Genomic DNA, 18,992 nt, shown 5'->3' with positions numbered 1-18,992 from the left:
CGTAGGGCCTGGATTACCAGGTTCGGTTACGTCGTCAGCTGTTACAATCCTGAAATTCCGTGGTCGGTCACCCGCGCGGCAAGCCGGTAGCGGGTGATCCATGCAATTTCCTGCAGGGCGGCTTCGAGTTCGCCCTGGCGTGTTCCGTTCATGCGGTCGCGGATCGCCGCGAGCGCCGAGGCCTGGTCGTGACGCCGCACGCAGAGAATGAAAGGGAAACCGAAGCGGGCCTTGTAGGCGGCGTTCAGTCCGTCCCATTCCGCAACCTGCTCGGCCGTCAGCGCGTTGAGACGGATCGAGCTCTGCTCGGCATCCGACTCCGCCGTCACCCGTCCCGCCCGCACATCCGCTCCTCCAAGATCGGGATGACGGTTCAGGAAGGCGAGCAGTTCGTCTTCCGGCAGCGCCCTCACGAGCGCCAGCATCGCCTCATGCAGGGCCGACGCCGAGGCGAAGGGCCTGTCGACGGAGACCTTCTCCGCCACCCAGTCTGCATTCTCCCAGACCGGAGCCAGAGCCGCGGCGAAATCTCCCCGCGGCAAGGCGTTGAATTCTGCGATCCGCCGCGCTGTCATGACCGCTCGGCCAGGCTGGTGACGCGTTCTTCGAGCGGCGGCAGGAACTGACGGTCGAAGACTTCGGACGCGGCCGGCACGCGGGCAAGGCCCTTGGCCTGGGTGATCAGAGTGGCGCCGGCGACGATGCGTGCGTCATCCGCATCGCCGATACCGATGCGTCCACCTTCCGGCCCGGCCATTTCCAGCCCCAGCGTGCCGACGAGACGGGCGCGGTTCGCCTTGATGTCGAGCTTCGGGTTGCGCCGGGCGACGGCGGCAATGGCTGCGTCAGGATCGGCGATGGCATCCTTGAGGCCGCAATTGATCGCTTCGAGCAGACCGCGCACGGCTTCCGGATGCTTTGCCGCGAAATCGCGGGTGACCATGACGGCGCCGCCATAGAGATCCGGCAGGTAGTCGCGGAATTCGAGATGACGCAGCACCTTGTCCGGGTCGAGGCCGGCCTCGATCGTGTGGGCGCGCACGGTGTTGACGAAGCCGAAGATGCCTTCCCAGCGGCCGGTGTCGCGCATGATCGGCACCATCTCGTCATGGCCGAGATCGGAGGGCTCGACTTCGACGGTCGAAATGTCGAGGCCCGTGGCGATGCCGAATTCCGGGAAGAGCTTCCAGGCGGCGTCTTCCGGATGCGAGACCAGCTTGCGGCCGGCAAGGTCGGCCGGGCTTTGGATCGGGCCATCGGCATCGACGGCGATGGTGTAGGGCGAGCGGTTGTGCATGGCCCAGACGGCGAGCGGCGAGGAGGACGGGTCGACCGACTTCATCTCGATGAGGGTATTCATGTCGCCATAGGCGACATCATAACCACCGCCTGCCAGCACCGGCACCGCCCATGCGAGCGATGCGCCTTCGGTGAACTCGACCTCAAGGCCGTGACGGGCGAAATGCCCGTTGTCGGCAGCCAGAAAGAACGGGGCCTGCGGCCCGGAGAAAAAGCTGTTCAGGAAGAATTTGATCTGCTGGACCACGCCGCTGTTCCCTGTGGTTGGTAGTGATTGAAGGGAGTGTGCGCCGACTTGGCATTGCCGTCTATATCAAACTGTGAAACACTTCATTGCCGAAATTAGAATGGTGAGGTTCGCATGTCCCGTTCGCTGATCCCCGCACAATTGCACTATTTCGACCGTGTCGCCTCGACCGGCTCCATCCAGGCCGCCGCCCGCGCGCAGAACATCGCGGCCTCGGCGATCGACCGCCAGATCATCGGTCTGGAGGAGCGGCTGGGGGTCAAGCTCTTCGACCGCATGCCGAAGGGCATGCGGCTGACGGCGGCAGGCGAGGCGCTGGTGCGGCTCGTCCACCGCTGGCGGGCGGAGGAACGCAATGCGGTGGCGGAGATCTTCCAGCTGCAGGGCGTGCAGCAGGGCCAGGTCAATGTCTTCGCCATGGACAGTCACGCCACGACCATCCTGCCCGAACTGGTACAGGACATCGCCGCCGCCCATCCGCTGATCGGCCTTTCCATCCAGATCGGCTCGACGGACGAAGCGGTCGCGGCCCTCCTGTCCGGACAGGCGGACCTCATCATCACCTTCAACCTGCCCCAGCGCAGCGACGTGCGGTCTCTATGGAGCCTGCCGCTGCCCTTCGGCTGCGTCGTCGCCCCGCACCATCCTCTGCTCTCGCACCCCGACGTGAAATTCCAGGACGTCGTGACCTACCCGATCGCCCTGCAAAGCCGCTCGCTGCTGATCCGCCGTTTCCTCGAAGTGCAGTACAGCTGGCTCTTCGCCGAGCCGCATGGCCGGGTCGAGACCAACTCGTTGCACCTCGTGAAGAACCTTGCCCGCAGCGGCAACTATGTCGCCTTTACCTCGGAGCTGGACGCGGCGACCGAACTGGCCGAGGGCACATTGCGCTTCCTGCCGCTGACGGAGATCGACGCCGTGCCGCAATCCTCCGACATCGCCATCGACGCCTCCAAGCCGCTGAACGCGCTGGTGCAGATCGTGGCCGACCGGGCGTCCATGGTCATCGAGAAGACGCTTGCTGCGGCGCAGGCCGCCCGTAAGGCCCGCACTGCCCCTGCGCAATAGCACGCGGCGCCGGCTGATCATCCGTTCGGGCGATCACTCTGCCCCGATGAGCCGCATGCCCGCCGCGCTGGCCGCCCCCTTGTCGAAGGTCACCGTCTCCCGGCATCCCGCCAGACGACCGCCATGGGCAATCAGCGCATCGGAAAAGTCGGCTTTCGTCGCGCGATAGGTCGCTAATGCCAGATAACCGGCCTCGGCGCCCTCGACCACCAGCTCGCGCGCCCGCAACAGGGCCTCGACCGTGTCGGCGATAGCGGACCGGGTCATCCTGTAGGAGCGGGTGAGCACCCAGACGGTCTCCACCAGCGCGACCTGCGAGACGAAGCCCGGCGCTTCGGGCGTGAAACCGTCGATGACCCGCGCGGCAGCGGCCGATTGCGCTTCGTCGTCCTGGGCGAGATAGCGCACCAGGACATTGGTATCGACACCGATCACTGGCCGTTCGCCCCGGCGGCAATGGCGTCCTGCATGTCCTCAAGGCTGACAGGCTTGTCCGGCCGCGGCACGATCCCCTTCAGGGACCGGATCGAATGGGAGGCCGGCACGACGGCGTAATGGCCGTCCTGCATGCGCACGAACTCGACCCGATCGCCCGCGGCAAGTCCCATGTCGCTGCGCACCTTCATCGGTATCGTGATCTGGCCTTTTGACGTGATGGTTGCGGTCGTCACGGCGGAATTCCTTACTTCAGGTAATGAGAAATGTAAGGCATATCGCCAGGGCTTTCAATGCCGCACGACGGATATCATGCGCCTTGACCTCCCGTTTCATGGCGGTCGTCCGGCGCCTTGGGCAGCCAGGGGGCGATGCGGCGCGTGATGCTGTCGATATAGGAGAGGATCATCGGCACCACGACCAGCGTCAGGATCGTCGAGCTGACGAGGCCGCCGATCACCGCATGGGCCATGGGCGCGCGCTGCGCGCCGCCACCCGTGATGGCGGCGGCCAGCGGGATCATGCCGAAGATCATGGCGAGCGTCGTCATGATGATCGGACGGAAGCGCACGACGCCGGCATTGATGAGCGCCTCGGTCAGCGGCAGGCCGCGCTTTCGCTCCTGGTTGGCGAAGTCGACGAGCAGGATGCCGTTCTTCGTCACCAGCCCCATCAGCATGATGAAGCCGATCATCGAGAACATGTTCAGCGTGCTGCCCGCCACCAGCAGGCCGAGGATGACGCCGATCAGCGACAGCGGCATGGAGACCATGATGGCGATGGGCTGGGCGAAGCTGCCGAACTGCGAGGCCAGCACGAGGTAGATCAGCACCACGGCCAGCGTCAGCGCCGTCACCATTTCCCCGCCCGTCTCGTTGAGATCGTCCACCGAGCCGCCGAACTTGACGCGTATGCCGGCCGGCAGCTTCTTGCCCGCGATCATCGCCTCGATGTCGGTCGTGACGTCGCCGAGCGGCCGGCCCGAAACGTCGCCGGAAACCAGCACCTCGCGGCTGCGGTCGAGCCGGCGGATTTCGGCCGCCGTGGTGGAGGGCACGAAATCGGCGACCTGATCGAGCCGCACCAGCACGGGCGCGCCCGCCTCGTCGGTCTTGCCGGTGCTGATGGTCAGGTCGCGCAGCATGTCGAGGTTCTGCCGCTGTTCTTTCGGCAGACGCAGCACGACGTCATAGGTCTCGCCCTTGAGGTCGGTCCATTTGGTGACCTTCTCGCCGCCGACAAGCGTATTCAGCATGGTTCCGAGCTGAAGCGTATCGATGCCGAGATCGCTGGCCGCATCGCGCTTGAGGCGCAGCGAAATGACCTGCGCCGGCTCCTCGGTTGAGCTGCGCACGTCGACCGCACCGGGAATGGCGCGCAGCGCGGCCGCGAGGTCCGTCGCAACGGCCTCGAGCGTCTGCTGGTCGTCGCCGAGCACGCTGATCTGGATGCTGCTTTCGCCGCCCTCCAGATCGCCCGGCGCGATGTTGGCCCGGATGCCGGCGATATGGGCCAGCCGCTCGCGGATGGGCTGGGCCAGCACGGCCGGCGTGCGGCTGCGCTCCGCGACGGGCACGAGCTCCACCTGCACCGTTGCCCGGTTCTTGCCGGCCACCTGCCCGCCATTGATGGTGGTGTAGACCGACTTGATCTCCGGGAATTCGCCCAGCGCCTTCTCGACCTGCGCCATCTTGGCGCCGGTATAGTCGAGCGAGGAGCCGACCGGCGTCGTGACGCTGATCGTGAGCCGGCCCTCGTCGGACGAGGGCACGAATTCCACGCCCACCAGCGGCACCATCGCAAGGCTGCCGACGAAGGTGACGACGGTTGCAATCAGCGTGATGAAGCGATGGCGCAGCACCCAGGCGATGACGGGCTTGTAGAGATGCGCCAGCCGTTCGAAGCCACGGTCGAAATGCGCGATCAGCCGCCCGAGCGGGCCGCGCCTGGCGTTCGGCTGCGAATCCGGATCGTACCAGACGCTGGACAGCATGGGGTCCAGCGTGAAGCTGACGAAGAGCGAGATGATGACGGCAATCGAGACGGTCATGCCGAACTGGTAGAAGAACTGGCCGACGATGCCCTTCATCATGGCGACCGGCAGGAAGACGGCGATGATGGTCGCGGTGGTGGCGATCACGGCAAGGCCGATCTCGTTGGTGCCGTCGAGCGCCGCCTGGACATGGGATTTGCCCATATGCAGGTGGCGGGTGATGTTCTCGCGCACCACGATGGCATCGTCGACGAGGATGCCGATCGACAGGGTGAGCGCCAGCAGGCTCATCATGTTCAGCGTGAAGCCGAGCGTGTTGATGACCGCAATGGTGCCGATGATGGCGATGGGCAGGGTGAGGCCGGTGATGACCGTGCTACGCCAGGAATTGAGGAAGAGCAGCACGATGGCGACGGCGAGCGCCGCGCCCTCGATGAGCGTGTCGCGCACCTCCGAGACGGATTCCTTGACGGAGGTCGAGACATCGGCCACGACCGTCAGGCCGACGCCGAGCGGGGCAAGCTCGGCATTGAGCGTCGCGAGCTTGGCCTTCACCGCATCGGCGACCTTGACCGTATTGGCGTCCTGGATCTTGGTAATGTCGATGGCGAGCGCCGTCTCGCCATTGTAGATCGCGCGGTTGTCGGGATCGGCCGCCCCGTCGGTGACGGTGGCGATGTCGCGCAGGTAGATCGGCGCGCCGCCGCGCCGCGCCACCACCATTTCCATCAGGTCGGCCGGCTGCTCGATGCGGCCCTGCACCTGGATCATGCTGTCGCTGAGGTCGCTGACCATGGAGCCGGCCGGCAGGTTCTGGTTGCCGCTGCGCAGCGCCGTCACCACCTCGTCCGCCCCGACACCGAGCGCGCGCAGGCTGCTCTCGTTGATGCGGATGTCGATCTGCCGGCTCTGGCCGCCGATGAGCGCGGCGCGGCCGACGCCGGCCACGGTGTTGAGGCTCTTGACGATGCGCTGCTCGGCAAGTGTGGTCAGTTCCGGCAGGGTTAGCGTGCGGGAGCTGAGCGCCACCGAGAGGATCGGCATGTCGGCCGGGTTGAAGCGCTGGATGACCGGCTTCTCGACGGTCTTCGGGAAGCCGCCTTCGAGGGCCGCCACGCGGTCGCGCACGTCCTGCGCCGCCGTCAGCCCGTCGGTGCCGAGCGTGAAGCTCGCCATGACGATGGAGCGGCCCTCGTAGGAGGTGGAATTCACCTTGTCGAGCCCGCTGATGGCGTTCAGCGCCTCCTCCACGGGCCGCGTGATCTCGGTCTCCACCGTATCGGGCGTGGCGCCCGGATAGGCTGTCGCCACCACCACGACGGGGAAGTCGAAGCGCGGATAGAGGTCGACGCCGATGCGCTGGTAGCCGACCAGCCCGAAGACGAGCAGGGCGATCATCATCATCGTCGTGAAGACGGGCCGCTCGACGGCGATCCTTGTCAAAAGCATTTCGCGCTCCCTCAGCGGATGGCGGTGACGGAGACCGGCGTGCCGGCGACCAGCCCCGCGATCGGCGCCTTGAGCAGGACATCGCCGGGCTGAAGGCCTTCGGCGATCTCGATCTGCCGCCCCCAGCGGGCGCCCTCGCCGACATCCCGGCGCTGCAGGCGGCCGTCGGCGATGGCGAGAACATAGGCCTTGCCGGCATCGTCCCGCCGCACCGCCGTATCCGGCACGGCGATACCGCCGGCCTTTTCCCGCACGGTGATGGCGCCCGAGGCGAACATGCCGCCCCAGAGCTGGCCGTCGAAATTGCTGAGATGCAGGAAGACCGGCACGAAGCGCGTGCCGGCATTGGCGACGGGGCTGATGCGCCGCACCTTCGCCGTGACCTTGCGGTCCGGCAGGCCGTCGATGGAAAGCTCGGCCTCCTGGTCGATCCTCAGCAGCGGCACGTCGCGGGTCGCGACCAGCACCTCGGCCTCGAAGGCGCTGCCGTCGACCACGGTCAGGAGATCCGCGCCATTGGCGACGGTCTCGCCCATATCGACGGAGCGCGTGGCGATGATACCGGAGATCGGCGCGCGCACGCTGGCATTGGCAAGGGCGGTCCGCGCCGTTTCGACCTCGGCCTCCAGCGCGGCGACGTTGGCCCGCGCCGCGGCGGCTTCGCTCACCGCCTTTTCCAGGGCGGAGACCGACATGGCGCTGCTGCTCTGCAGGGCGCGCGCCTTGGTCAGGGTCTGTTCGGCGAGCATGCTCTGCGCCTCGGCGACAGCGCGGGTCGCCTCCTTGCGGCGAAGCTCCGCGCCGAGGTCGTTCGTCTCGAAACGGGCAAGCAGGTCGCCCTGCTGCACCGACTGGCCCGGTCGCACCAGCACGTCCGCGATGGTTCCGTAAACCTTGGCCTTGATCACCGCGCGGCTGAGCGGGCGCAACTCACCGCTCACCACCACCCGGTCGCGCAGGTTCTGTTTCTCGACGGTCACGACATCGGCGGGCGCGAGCTCGCGGTCCGCAACCGTTGCGACGGCCGGCGTGGTCGCCGCGTCTTCGGCATACGCGCCGTCATGCAGAACGAGAAGCGATGCGGCAGCGACGCCCGCCGCGAGGACGAGCCGCGCCGCCCTCCGAATGCCTTTGGAGCCCATGGGGTTTTCCTTCGTGAAATCTCGTGTGGTGAGACCGGTTCGCCCTATTTCGCCGGGCCTGGTCCCTCGATACGGGCTTCGACCTGTTTGAGACCGTTGCGCAGGCCATCCAGCACCGCATCCAGGAGGATGGCCGATGCGGCCAGCCTGTCGCGCGTGCCTTCGGCATGGTCGCCGAGCACTTCGGCCTTTTCGTGAAACCATTCGCACATCTGCTGGTAACGCTCGACCTGCCGATGATACATGGCGAGCAATCCCTTCACCTCGATGGCATAGTGATCCTGCCGATCGCCCGGCACCGCGACGCGTTGGATCATGCCCTGCGCCGCCAGCATCCGGGCATTGGTGCTGATCGACGCACGGCTGACGTCGAGACGCTCTGCCAGTTCCGAAAAGCTGAACGGACCGCCCTCAAGAAGCAGCAGCCCATAGAGACGACCGGCGATGCGCGGCATGTTCTCGCCCTGGAAATACATGCCCATCGTTTCCACGAAATCCTGCGGCGGCGACAGCTTTTCCATCACGGCACTTCCCTGTCCATTTCGTTCAATCAATACTGAACGAAATGGACGAAGTCAAGCGCCGCCCTTTGGCGTCCTTGAAGCCACCGGCCCGGCCGGCGTCCTACTTCATCAGTTCGCCGATGCGGTTCAGTGCGGCGGAAAAGCCCTTGAGCGAAACTTTCAGGGTGACGGGCTGGGCGGGGGAGAGCGATTTGGCCGTCACGTTGAGCGCCGTACCGGCCCGCAGCTTGGCAACCTGCTCGGCCTCGAAAGCGACGGGGGCAAGGCAGCCCTGCGGCAGGCAGGTGGAAAAGGCGAGCATCGGGCCGGGCGCGGCATCGTCGATACCGGCGGTCACGCCGGCGGCGAGAGACAGGCCGAAGGGCATGAGCAACACACCCCCCAGCCTGCCGCCGTCCCCACCCCCGGAGAATTCGACCGTCAGCACATGTTGGCCGGTCTGCGTGTTGCTCTGCACCTGCCGCATGACACAAAGGTTGCGCTCGTTCTGCGCCTGGCAGGCGACGACCCAGTCCTGATAGGTTTCCACCAGCGACCCCGCCCCGCCCGGCAGCGCGGCGGCGGATGCCGGCAGGGCCGCCGACAGGCTACCGGCCAGAAGAAACGCGATCTTGCGGATGGTTCGGGAAAGAGGCGTCATCATTGAAAGTCCTCGAAATTCAAATCGCCCGCTCCCGGCTGCCAGGCCGAAAAGTCGATCATGTCGGGTGCTGCAAAGACGCTCCGCGACGACGGAAGGGGGAAGAAGAAACCGAAGATCGACGCGCCCTTCACGCCCAGCGTCTGCGGCGGCAGGGGCGATGCGAAGAGCGCGTTGATATCGGCCATAGCGATGGCCGTATCGTCGAGCAGCATGTAGTTGGCGGCATCGATACCGCCGAGGGTGAGGCCCGTGATACGCACCGTCTTGTCCCGCCCCGGCGCGGCGTTCTCGAACCGGCCGGTCGCCGCAAGCACCGCAAGGCTGTCGCCGGAAAGCAGGCCGGCAAAGCCGGCCCCCGTCAGGTCGAGCGTGGCGACCCTGGTGCCGTCATAGAGCTTGTCGGCGGCAAGGATGCCCGTGACAGCGGAGATACCCGCCCGGCCAATATCCGCCGTCGTCATTGCCGTTCCGGCGATGGTGTAGTTGCCGGCATCGACGCCCGAAAGCGCGACGCCATCCAGCGTCACCACCTTGTTCGTCCCGGCATTCCGGTCGGCAAAGGCCGCGGCGCCATGGCTGAGGTGCACGTCGTCGGTGAAGAAGACGCCCGACAGCGTGCCGGCAGCACTGATCTGCGCCGCGACCGTCCCGTCATAGGCCCTGTTCGCCACGGCGAAACCTGAAAGCGTCAGCGTCGCCCTGGAGATGCTGGCCGTGGCGGTGGCCGTCGTGTCGGCCAGCGTGTAGTTGCCCGCATCCGCGCCGCCGAGGATAAGGCCGGTGACGTCGACCCGCTTGCCCGCGCCGGCATTCCGGTCGGCAAAGGCGCCGGTGGCGGCGGAAACCTCCAGACTGTCCCCCGCCAGAAGGCCTGTGAAGCCTGCCGAACCGGTGGAAAGCACCGCCGTTACCGTACCGTCATAGGTCTTGCCCGTCGCCGTGATGCCCGTCACGGCAGAGATCGTTGCCTTTGCGATGTCCGCGCGTGCTGTCGCCGTGCCCGCGATGGTGTAGTTGCCGGCATCGGCGCCGGAAAGCGCGATGCCGGAGAGCCGCACGGTCTTGCCCGTGCCGGCATTCTTGTCGGCAAAGGCCGCCGCGCCGTGGCCGAACCGGACGTCGTCGGCAAGGAAGACGCCGGACAGGGCGCCGGCATTGGCAACGGATGCGACCGTCGTGCCGTCATAGGTCCTGTTCGCCGCCGTAAAGCCGGCGAGCGTCAACGTCGCCCGGGCGATATCCGCCGAGGCTGCCGCCGTATCGTCGGCGAGCACATAGTTGCCGGCATCCGCCCCGCCGAGCGTCAGACCGGATATGTCGACCCGTTTGCCCGTGCCGGCATTCCTGTCGGCAAAAGTGCCGGTGCCGCTCGCCACCGTCAGCATGTCGCCGGCGATCATGCCGGTAAAGCCAGCCGCGCCGGTGACGAGATCCGCAACACGCGTGCCGTCATAGGTCTTGTTCAGCGCCGTGATGCCGGTGATCGACGCGATCGTCGCCCGGCTTATGTCCGCCGTGGTCGTCGCGGTGGCATCGGCTAGGGTGTAATTGCCGGCATCCGCGCCGCCGAGGCTGAGGCCCGAGATGGCGACCGCCTTGTTCGTGCCGGCATTCTTGTCGACAAAGGTGCCCGTGCCGCTCGCCACCGTCAGCGCATCTCCGGCGATCATGCCGGTGAAGCCGGCGGCCGAGACGTCCAGTCCCGCAACGCGGGTGCCGTCATAGAGGCGATCGACGCCATGGATGCCCGTGATCGCCGAAATGCTCGCCCTGGCGATATCGGCCGTCGCCGTCGCCATTGTGTCGGTGAGGGTGTAGTTGCCGGCATCCGTGCCGGAGAGTGCGATGCCGGAAAGGCGCACGGTCTTGCCCGTCCCGGCATTCTTGTCGGCAAAAGCCGCCGCGCCATGGCTGAACTGAACGTCGTCGCCAAGGAAGAGGCCCGACAGCGTGCCGGCATTGCTGACCGTTGCGACCGTCGTGCCGTCATAGGTCCTGTTGGCCACAGCAAAGCCTGTCAGCGTCAGCGCCGCCTTGGAAATGTCGGCCGTCGCCGTCGCCGTCGTGTCGGCAAGGGTATAATTGCCCGCATCGACCCCGCCAAGCGAGAGGCCGGTGACGGTGACCTGCTTGCCCGTACCGACATGCCTGTCGGCAAAGGTGCCCGTGCCGCTCGCCACCGTCAGCGCATCGCCTGCGGCCATGCCGGCGAAGCCGGCCGAGGCGGTGGAGAGCGTGGCGACGGTCGTGCCGTCATAGATCCGGTCCCGCGCCGTGATGCCGGATATCGATGCAATCGTCGCCCGGGCGATGTCGGCCGTCGTCGTCGCCGTCGTGTCGGCAAGCCAGTAGTTGCCGGCATCCGCCCCGCCGAGCGAGAGCCCGGTGATATCGATCCGCTTGCCCGTGCCGGCATTCTTGTCGGCAAAGGCACCGCTGGCCGAGGCGACCGTCAGCGTATCGCCCTGGATCAGGCCGACAAAGCCGGCCGCGCCTGTCGAAAGCGTCGCGCCCCGCGTACCGTCATAGGTCTTGCCGGCTGCCGTGATGCCCGTGACGGCGGTAATCGTCGCCCGCGTGATATCCGCCGTCGTGGTCGCGGTGCTGGCAATCGTGTAGTTGCCGGCATCCATGCCGCGCAACGCGATACTCTGTATCGTCACCAGCTTGTTCGTTCCCGCGTTCCGGTCGGAGAAGGTCACGCCGCCGAAATCGAAGGCGGTATCGTCGCCGAGGATCACGCCCGACAGCGCGCCGGCCGTCGCGATCCGGGCCGTCGTGGTGCCGTCATAGACCCGGCTTTCGGCGGTGAAGCCGGTGAGCGTCAAGGCCGCCTTGGCAATATCCGCCGTCGTCGTCGCCGTGCTGTCGGCCAGCACGTAGTTGCCGGCATCGAGGCCTCCCAGCGAAAGGCCGGTGATGCCCACCTGCTTGCCGTTGCCCGCGTTCCTGTCGGCAAAGGCGCCCGTCGCAGCCGCGACCGTCAGCGCATCGCCCGCGATCATGCCGGTAAAGCCCGCCGAGGCGGTGGAGAGCGTGGCGGCGGTCGTGCCGTCATAGGTCTTGCCGGCCGCCGTCATGCCTGTCACGGCGAGGATCGTCGCCCTGGCGATATCCGCAGTGGTCGTCGCAGTGGTATCCGCAAGGATGTAGTTGCCCGCATCCACACCGCCGAGGGTGAGACCCGATATGGCGACCGTCTTGTCCGTGCCCGCATTCTTGTCGGCGAAGGTGCCCGTCCCGTTCGCCACGGTCAGCCCATCGCCCGCGATCATGCCGGCAAAACCTGCGCCACCCGTCGACAGCGTCGCCGTCCGCGTACCGTCGTAGGTCCTGTCCACCGCGTCGATGCCGGTGACGGCGGAGATCGTCGCCTTCGTGACATCGGCCGTCGCCGTCGTCGTCGTATCGGCCAGTATATAGTTGCCGGCATCCGCCCCGCCCAGGGAGAGTCCCGTCACGGCGATCGCCTTGCCCGTGCCGGCATTCTTGTCGAGGAAGGCGCCCGTAGCGCTCGCCACCGTCAGCGCATCGCCGGCCACCATGCCCGCGAACTGCGCGCCGGTCGTATCCAGCCCCACGGCGACACGGCCGTCATAGACGCGGTCGATGCCGGCAAGACCGGTCACCGCTGAAATCGTCGCCCGGGCGATATTCGCGACGGTCGTCGCCGTCGTGTCGGCGAGGGTGTAGTTGCCGGCATCCACGCCGCCAAGGGTCAGCCCCGTAACGGCAACAGCCTTGTTCGCCTGCGCATTCTTGTCGGCAAAGGCCCCCGTGGCGCTTGCCACCGTCAACGCGTCGCCGTCAACCATGCCGGTGAAACCGGCCGCGGTGGTGTTCAGTCCCGCAACGGTCGTGCCGTCATAGAGACGGTCGATGCCGGTAATGCCCGTGACGCTGGAAATCGTCGCCCGGGCGATATCCGCCGAGGCCATCGCCGTATCGTCGGCGAGCACATAGTTGCCGGCATCCGCCCCGCCGAGGGTAAGGCCGGATACAGCGACGGACTTGTTCGTGCCGGCATTCTTGTCGGCAAAAGTGCCGGTGCTGCTGGCCACCGTCAGCATGTCGCCGGCGATCATGCCGGTAAAGCCAGCCACACCGGTGGCGAGATCCGCAACACGCGTGCCGTCGTATGTCTTGTTCAGCGCCGTGATGCCGGTGATCGACGCGATCGTCGCCCGGCTTATGTCCGCCGCGGTCGTCGCGGTGGCATCGGCAAGGGTGTAGTTGCCGGCATCCGTCCCGCCGAGGCTGAGGCCCGATATGGCGACAGACTTGTTCGTTCCGGCATTCTTGTCGGCGAAGGTGCCCGTGCCGCTCGCCACCGTCAGCGCATCTCCGGCGATCATGCCGGTGAAGCCGGCATCCGAGACGTCCAGTCCCGCAACGCGGGTGCCGTCATAGACACGGCCGACGCCATGGATGCCCGTGATCGCCGAAATGCTCGCCCTGGCGATATCGGCCGTCGCCGTCGCCGTATTGTCGGTGAGGGTGTAGTTGCCCGCATCCGTGCCGGAAAGCGTGAGGCCGGTGATGTTCACCGTCTTCCCGCCGCCGGCGTTCTTGTCGGTGAAATTGCCGGTGGCGCTTCCCACCGTCAGCACGTCTCCGGCAAGCAGATCGGTGAAGCTGACCGAAGCCATCGAGAGCGCGGCGAGCGTCGTGCCGTCATAGGTCCGGTTGACGGCCGTGATGCCGGCGATGGACGCGATCGTCGCCCGGGCGATGTCGGCCTTGTAGCTGCCGCCGGCCAGGGTGTAGTTCGAGGCCTTGCCGGTACCGTCCACCAGCGCCAGGCCTCCCAGCGAGAAATCGAGGTCCTGCCCGGCATTCTTGTCGGCAAGCGCGCCGTCGCCCGTCAGGCCCAGCGTTTCGCCATTGGCGAGATTGCCGATGGCGATGACGCCGGAGGCAAGGGACGTCGTCCCGTCATAGACGCGGGAGGCCGCAAGGTTGACCACGCGCGGGACGATGGAGAGGCCATCCACGCCATAATCGACATAATAGTTCGCCGCCGTGCCCGTGGTGTAGCTCAGCGAAAGCACGTTGCCGTCGCTCCAGCGATAGGTGCCGACATCGGTCGCAGCCGTGATGGCGCTGCCCCAGCCCACACCGACATTGCCGGTTCCGACACCCTCGAGCGGGATACCGGCGGCGGAAACGGTATCGCCATAGCCGCGGGAAAGACCGCCCGCGAAGCGGATGTAATAATCATAGACCGCATCGGTGGTCAGGCTTCGCAGCACCGGCGCGCCTCCAGCCTTGCGCATCGCCCAGGTGGAGGCGAAATCCCAGCCTGCACCGATGAATTGGAAGGGATCCCCCATGCCTGCGGCGTTGAGGGCGGTTCCAACGGTGCTGCCCCGGCCCGTCGTCTCGGGATTCCAGAAGGCGTTCGTCACGCTGCCGTAGTTGATGGCGACAAGGCCCGCAAGATCGGCAGACGGCTCGCCGTTGACAGCTCCGGACGCATAGACATTGCTGACGACAGCCTCGCTGATGCCGATCAAGCCGCCGGCTGCCCCCGTCGCATAGAGCGAACCCGTGGCATAGGCGTTGGTCAGCGTGCCGCCGTTGTTCCCGATAAGGCCGCCCACATAGCCGCCCACGACAGAACCTGTGGCATAGACATTGCTGACAGCGCCGCCGTAATTAAGCCCGATCAGGCCGCCGGCCAGATTGCTGAGGGTCGCGTCGGAGACCGAACCCGTGGCGTAAGCGTTGCGGACCGGACCGAAGTTGACACCAACCAGCCCCCCGACGCCGTCATAACCGCCGACGTCAGGGCCGTTGCGTGTCACGGCAGTCTTCGCATAGACATTTTCGAGCGTGCCGCTGTTGCTTCCTGCCAGTGCCCCCACGACGCTCCTGCCGGAAACCGACCCGCCGACGAGCCCGACATTGCGCACGCTGCTCGTGCCGGCAATATCGCCAAAAAGGCCTATATTGACCGCCGTCGGCCGTTTGATCAGTAGATTGGAGATCGTGTAGCCGCGACCATCAAACGTGCCGGTAAACGGCGCGGCGGCGTCGCCCACCGGGCTGAACCCGCCGCCCACGGACAAGGACGTCCCCCACATGTTCCGATTGCTGGTGAAACTACCCGTGAAGGTATTGATGAAATCGACATTTCCACCAAGCACGTAGTTCGCGCCGGGCTTCATCGCCATCAGCTGCAACTGGTGAGGATTGGTGATCACGCTCTGCCATTCCGAGCGCAGGAACGGCCGCGTGTGTCCTTCGATCATGAACCAGGTGTTGGTGAAGTCGAACCCGGCATAGGAGGCCTGTTGCAAGGCCTGCGCCGTGGTCAGGCCGGCTATGGTGCCGGTATTGCTCCACCCTCCAGAGCCGATGCCGTTCGCCCTGTTTGTGGTTTCGGTATCCCAGTAGCTGGAAGACACCGTTGAATTGCTGATGGAACCGACGAGACCGGCAATCGCAAAGTTGGAGGAACCGGAATTCATATAGCCGGTGGCAAAGGCGTTCGTGATGGTGCTGCCGTCCAGCCCGCCGACAAGCCCTCCAACCAGGTTCATGCCATTGGGCTGAAAGCTGGTGGCGTAGACATTGCTGATCGTTGTGCCACTCAGCGCTTCTCCCACAAGACCACCGGAATAGAACCAGCCCCGAATGGTTGCCGTGCTGTAGACGTTGCGGATGACCGTGGCGTTGGAAGCCCGGGCGACGATGCCGCCCGCGCTACCGGCACTTGATATGACGCTTTCGCGCACGCCGACATTTTCGATCGTGGCGCCGGAGGTGAGGCCGAACAGGCCACCATAATTCTCATGCGACGCCGTCAGCTTGCTGATGGCATGGCCGCCGCCGTCGAACCGGCCGGTAAAGGCCAGACCGCCCTGCGTGCCGATGGGGACGAATCTCCGCTCCCAATTCTCCGTCCCGGTTGCATCGATATCCTTGGCCAGCGTCCAGTTGGCGGCAAGATAGGCCGCAGAACTGCCGATGCCCTGGAGCCCATAGACATCCGCCACGAGATAGGGCGTTGCAAGGGAACCGTCGCCACCGACAACACGCAGGAACGAACCGCCGTACCGAGCGAAGCTCGCGGCGGAGAAATCGGGGAGCGTCGCGCCGACCTGCGCCCAGTCACCGGAATTCAGGGTGAAGCTGCCGACATTGACGGCTGCGCCGGGCGTGATCGCACCAGCCGCGCCGAGCGTCAGGCCCCCGGCCGTGCTCTTCAGCGCGGCGTTGATGGCAATGTCTCCATCCGCCGTAAGTTCGAGCCTATTGGCATTCCACGTGACGGCGGAGGCGACGGTGATGTCGCCCGTTCCCGTTCCCTGGTTTGCGGTGCTGACCGTGATGCTGCCATTCGCCAGATTGTCCTGCAGCGTGGCGGCATAGTCCGCATCGATGGTAACGTCTGCCGGATTGATCAGCCAGCGCCCGCCGGAGGTCTCGACCTTCACGTTGCGGTCGAGTTTCACCTTGGCGGCGGCGGTTTCGACATCCTTCGCCTTGAGCCTGCCGGCGGCCCTGACCTCGCCATGCTGCTTGTCGCCGAGAAGGAGAATGCGGCCGTTTTTCACGCCGATGGTATTGGCTTCCACCGTGCCGCTATTGTTGACCACGCCCTTCATGGCGGCCGAGGCGCCCTTGGCCGTCAGGATGGCCACGCCGCCATCGGCCTTGATGAGGCCCCTGTTCTCGACCAGCGTTTCCAGGGTCGAACCCCGCACCTCGACCGACAACAGCCCGTCGCCGTCGAAGTCGAGCAGCACGTCAGTGCCCCCCGCCAGTGCCGTATTGCCGGTGATGGTGCCGGCATTGATGACGGTCGGTGCGATCAATGCCACGGTGGCGCCGGCAATCTCGCCTTCGTTGAGGATCGTACCGCCCGTGCCGGCGAAACTGTAGGTGTCCGCCAGGAAATCGCCATCCGTGATGCCGAGCGTGGAGGCGACGAAAGCGCCGGTCTGGACGCGCCCGGTGCTGCCGATGGCGACGCCGTTGGGATTGACGAGGAAGACCTGGCCGTTGGCGTTGAGGTTGCCGAGAATCTGCGAGGCATCCTGCCCGGTGACGCGGTTCAGCGCCACGGAGGAGGCGCCCGGCTGGTTGAACGTCACCGAATTGCCGGCGCCGATGGAAAAGCCCTGCCAATTGGCGATCATCCGCTCGGAGGACTGGTCGATCGTCATCGCCGCGCCATTGGTGGTGATCGTCGCCGTTCCCGACACGACCTGCCCGCCCGTCGGCAGGGCATCCTGCGCGAGAGCCGGCGCAGCAAGCGCCGTGGAAGCAAGCAGTGCGGCGGCAGCCCGGCGGTTCCTGCGCCGCCCGGCCTTGCCGCCCGCGCCGCGCGCGCATTCCGGCACCACGACGAGCCGGCCAAGGGCCTTCGACCAGATGTGCTTGTAGATCCTGTTCATCGCCTTGCCCTCAGAATTTGATGGCGCCCTGCAGCCAGAATTGGTGGCGGCGCGTGCCGCCGTCGGCATTCGCTCCCGAGACGGCGTCACGGCCGGGATTGGCGCCCAGCGCATGTGCCCAGGAAACGGAGACATTCATGGTGTCGCGCGCCCAGCGCGCCGAAAGGCCGGCGCTCGCCAGCCCATAGGTGTTGCAGCCGCAGGCATTGGCGGCAACGATGCCCGCCGCATGGCGATTGAGCCTGACATAGCCGCCATCGAGAAACGCCGCGAGTTGCAGCACGCCAAAGGTCTCGGGCACCGGCGCGTCGTAGCGCAGTTCCAGCGTACCGATGACGCCCATGTCGCCACGTCCCTCGCCGATGGGATAACCGCGCACGCCATAGGGACCGCCGAGCGAAAAATCCTGCGAACTGTCGAGGTTCTTGCTGGCCCACTGGCCGGAGACGCGGCTGTATAGCGCCAGGTCGTTCGGCAGCGCCTGCAGCCGCGCCGCCTCGGCATTCAGCACATGGAAGCTGCCATCCGTGTTCAGGCTCGCCCGGTCGGCGGCAAGCGCTCCCGGCACGCGCGAAAGGTCGAGATCGCCGAAGGTCCAGCCGAGCGACCAGGTGGTGAAACCGCCGCCGAAGAAACCGTCGCGCAGGTCCCCGTCGAAGCCGAGCGTGCCGGAGGTGACCCGTTTGTCCTGGAGAAGACCCGCAAGGCTGTCGTCCACCAGCGCCTTCCAGTTCAGCCCGGCGGAAAGGCGCAGATTGACCTCGCGCGAACGCAGGAGATCGTAGCCGATCCCCAGCCCGGCATAATGCGCATGGCCCTCAAGCCCCAGCGCCCGGCCCACCGCATCGATGTTGCGGTAATCGAGATAACCGTAGTTCGCGTTGACCGTGAAAGGGCTGACGCCGAGCGGCATGCTGAAGGCGGCCTGTCCGAATTTCTGGCCCTTCGAGGCCGTGGCGGTCAGACGCGTGAGGTCGCCGTAGCCGGAGAGATCGGTGACCGTGGCCTGCGCATTGGCCTGCGCGCGGCCGGTCGAGGCCGAGCCCGCATTGTCGCCCCAGAGGTTCATGGAAAAGAGCGGCGTCTGCTCGACGGCGACGATGAGGCGGCTGGTCTGCACGTTTTCACCTGCCGTCAACCGCGCCCGTGCGGTCACGCCCGGATGGTCGTTCATGCGCAACAGCGCCGCCTCGAGATCGCCCTTGTCGAGGCCTTCGGCGGGAATGGTTTCCGCCATGCGCGCCAGCCGGTCGCCGCGCACGCGCACGTCGCCTTTGCGCTCGAAATCCATGCCGGCGAGACGCCCCTCGCGAATTTCCACGCGCACCACGCCCTCGGTAATGTCCTGCGGCGGCAGGATGGCATAGGCGAGGACACGGCCTTCCTTCTGCACGGCCAGCGTCACCGTATCGGCGATGGCCTTGATGCCGGCAATGCCGAGGCGCCTGCCGCGGACCGCGGCCGCGATACGCATCCGCTCGGCCTCAGGCAGAATCTCGGTCTTGCCGGCGAACTGGAGATCTTTCAGCACGATGGTCTGCCCGGCTTCAGGCCCGCCGACGCCGCCTTCGGCGGGCCGTGCCTCGTCCTCCGCCGCCGGCAGACGGTCGATGCGCCGCACGTCCTCGCGCCGCTGCTGCTCGCGCAAGAGCGAGCCGGCATCCTGCGCGAAGGCCGGTAGCGATACGCCTGCCAGCAGAAGGCACAGCGACGCTGCGCGTTTCAAAGACACGATCTCATCCTCTTGGCATCCTGGACGGGGGCCTCAACGGCACGCCCCGCTCCGG

The 18,992-nt window shown here is 66.3% G+C and carries 11 protein-coding genes; 1 reads left to right on the top strand and 10 read right to left on the bottom strand.

What is annotated here, in order from left to right:
• Positions 1-41: 41 nt before the first annotated feature.
• Positions 42-575: a 2-oxo-4-hydroxy-4-carboxy-5-ureidoimidazoline decarboxylase gene (gene uraD, locus V8U06_RS22890; RefSeq protein WP_427142646.1), complete on the bottom strand. Its 534-nt coding sequence runs from the start codon at positions 573-575 to the stop codon at positions 42-44.
• Positions 572-1,546: an ABC transporter substrate-binding protein gene (locus V8U06_RS22885; RefSeq protein ID WP_427142645.1), complete on the bottom strand. Its 975-nt coding sequence runs from the start codon at positions 1,544-1,546 to the stop codon at positions 572-574. The genes uraD and V8U06_RS22885 overlap by 4 nt, the downstream gene beginning before the upstream one ends.
• Positions 1,547-1,660: 114 nt before the next feature.
• Here V8U06_RS22885 and V8U06_RS22880 point away from each other — a divergent pair, with 114 nt between their 5' ends.
• Entirely contained in the window at positions 1,661-2,614 is a 954-nt protein-coding gene (locus V8U06_RS22880; RefSeq protein WP_427142644.1) for a LysR family transcriptional regulator, read from the top strand.
• Positions 2,615-2,647: 33 nt separating this feature from the next.
• On the opposite strand, the gene V8U06_RS22875 is transcribed toward V8U06_RS22880, so the two are convergent.
• From V8U06_RS22875 to V8U06_RS22840, 8 genes are all read right to left on the bottom strand, one after another.
• Positions 2,648-3,049 carry a PIN domain-containing protein gene (locus V8U06_RS22875; protein ID WP_427142643.1) on the bottom strand — a complete coding sequence of 134 codons (402 nt, stop codon included), beginning with the start codon at positions 3,047-3,049 and terminating at the stop codon, positions 2,648-2,650.
• The gene (locus V8U06_RS22870) at positions 3,046-3,285 is read right to left on the bottom strand and encodes an AbrB/MazE/SpoVT family DNA-binding domain-containing protein (RefSeq protein ID WP_427142642.1); all 240 of its coding nucleotides are present in this window, start codon (positions 3,283-3,285) and stop codon (positions 3,046-3,048) included. The genes V8U06_RS22875 and V8U06_RS22870 overlap by 4 nt, the downstream gene beginning before the upstream one ends.
• A gap of 74 nt (positions 3,286-3,359) precedes the next feature.
• On the bottom strand, positions 3,360-6,491 hold the full coding sequence (locus tag V8U06_RS22865; protein ID WP_427142641.1) for an efflux RND transporter permease subunit: 3,132 nt from the start codon (positions 6,489-6,491) through the stop codon (positions 3,360-3,362).
• 11 nt (positions 6,492-6,502) lie between these two features.
• The gene (locus tag V8U06_RS22860; RefSeq protein WP_427142640.1) at positions 6,503-7,633 is read right to left on the bottom strand and encodes an efflux RND transporter periplasmic adaptor subunit; all 1,131 of its coding nucleotides are present in this window, start codon (positions 7,631-7,633) and stop codon (positions 6,503-6,505) included.
• A 44-nt stretch (positions 7,634-7,677) separates the two neighbouring features.
• Positions 7,678-8,154 (bottom strand): GbsR/MarR family transcriptional regulator, encoded by a 477-nt coding sequence (locus V8U06_RS22855; protein WP_427142639.1) that lies wholly within the window; start codon positions 8,152-8,154, stop codon positions 7,678-7,680.
• 103 nt (positions 8,155-8,257) lie between these two features.
• Positions 8,258-8,797, bottom strand: coding sequence for an invasion associated locus B family protein (locus tag V8U06_RS22850; RefSeq protein ID WP_427142657.1), 540 nt, complete (start codon positions 8,795-8,797; stop codon positions 8,258-8,260).
• The gene (locus tag V8U06_RS22845) at positions 8,797-17,205 is read right to left on the bottom strand and encodes a YDG domain-containing protein (RefSeq protein WP_427142638.1); all 8,409 of its coding nucleotides are present in this window, start codon (positions 17,203-17,205) and stop codon (positions 8,797-8,799) included. The genes V8U06_RS22850 and V8U06_RS22845 overlap by 1 nt, the downstream gene beginning before the upstream one ends.
• A 10-nt stretch (positions 17,206-17,215) precedes the next feature.
• Positions 17,216-18,937: a ShlB/FhaC/HecB family hemolysin secretion/activation protein gene (locus tag V8U06_RS22840; RefSeq protein ID WP_427142637.1), complete on the bottom strand. Its 1,722-nt coding sequence runs from the start codon at positions 18,935-18,937 to the stop codon at positions 17,216-17,218.
• Positions 18,938-18,992 lie beyond the last annotated feature (55 nt).

The sequence above is a fragment of the Shinella sp. G-2 genome, from assembly GCF_050172695.1.
Classification (GTDB): Bacteria; Pseudomonadota; Alphaproteobacteria; order Rhizobiales; family Rhizobiaceae; genus Shinella.
Note: the sequence above shows the minus strand (reverse complement) of the source record. Positions and strands in the feature narration are given on the sequence as shown.

Excerpts from the sequence above, each read along its gene's own strand:
- V8U06_RS22865 (WP_427142641.1), bottom strand. The coding sequence starts at position 6,491 with ATGCTTTTGACAAGGATCGCCGTCGAGCGGCCCGTCTTCACGACGATG.
- uraD (WP_427142646.1), bottom strand. The coding sequence starts at position 575 with ATGACAGCGCGGCGGATCGCAGAATTCAACGCCTTGCCGCGGGGAGAT.
- V8U06_RS22850 (WP_427142657.1), bottom strand. The coding sequence starts at position 8,797 with ATGACGCCTCTTTCCCGAACCATCCGCAAGATCGCGTTTCTTCTGGCC.
- V8U06_RS22880 (WP_427142644.1), top strand. The coding sequence starts at position 1,661 with ATGTCCCGTTCGCTGATCCCCGCACAATTGCACTATTTCGACCGTGTC.
- V8U06_RS22855 (WP_427142639.1), bottom strand. The coding sequence starts at position 8,154 with ATGGAAAAGCTGTCGCCGCCGCAGGATTTCGTGGAAACGATGGGCATG.
- V8U06_RS22860 (WP_427142640.1), bottom strand. The coding sequence starts at position 7,633 with ATGGGCTCCAAAGGCATTCGGAGGGCGGCGCGGCTCGTCCTCGCGGCG.
- V8U06_RS22845 (WP_427142638.1), bottom strand. The coding sequence starts at position 17,205 with ATGAACAGGATCTACAAGCACATCTGGTCGAAGGCCCTTGGCCGGCTC.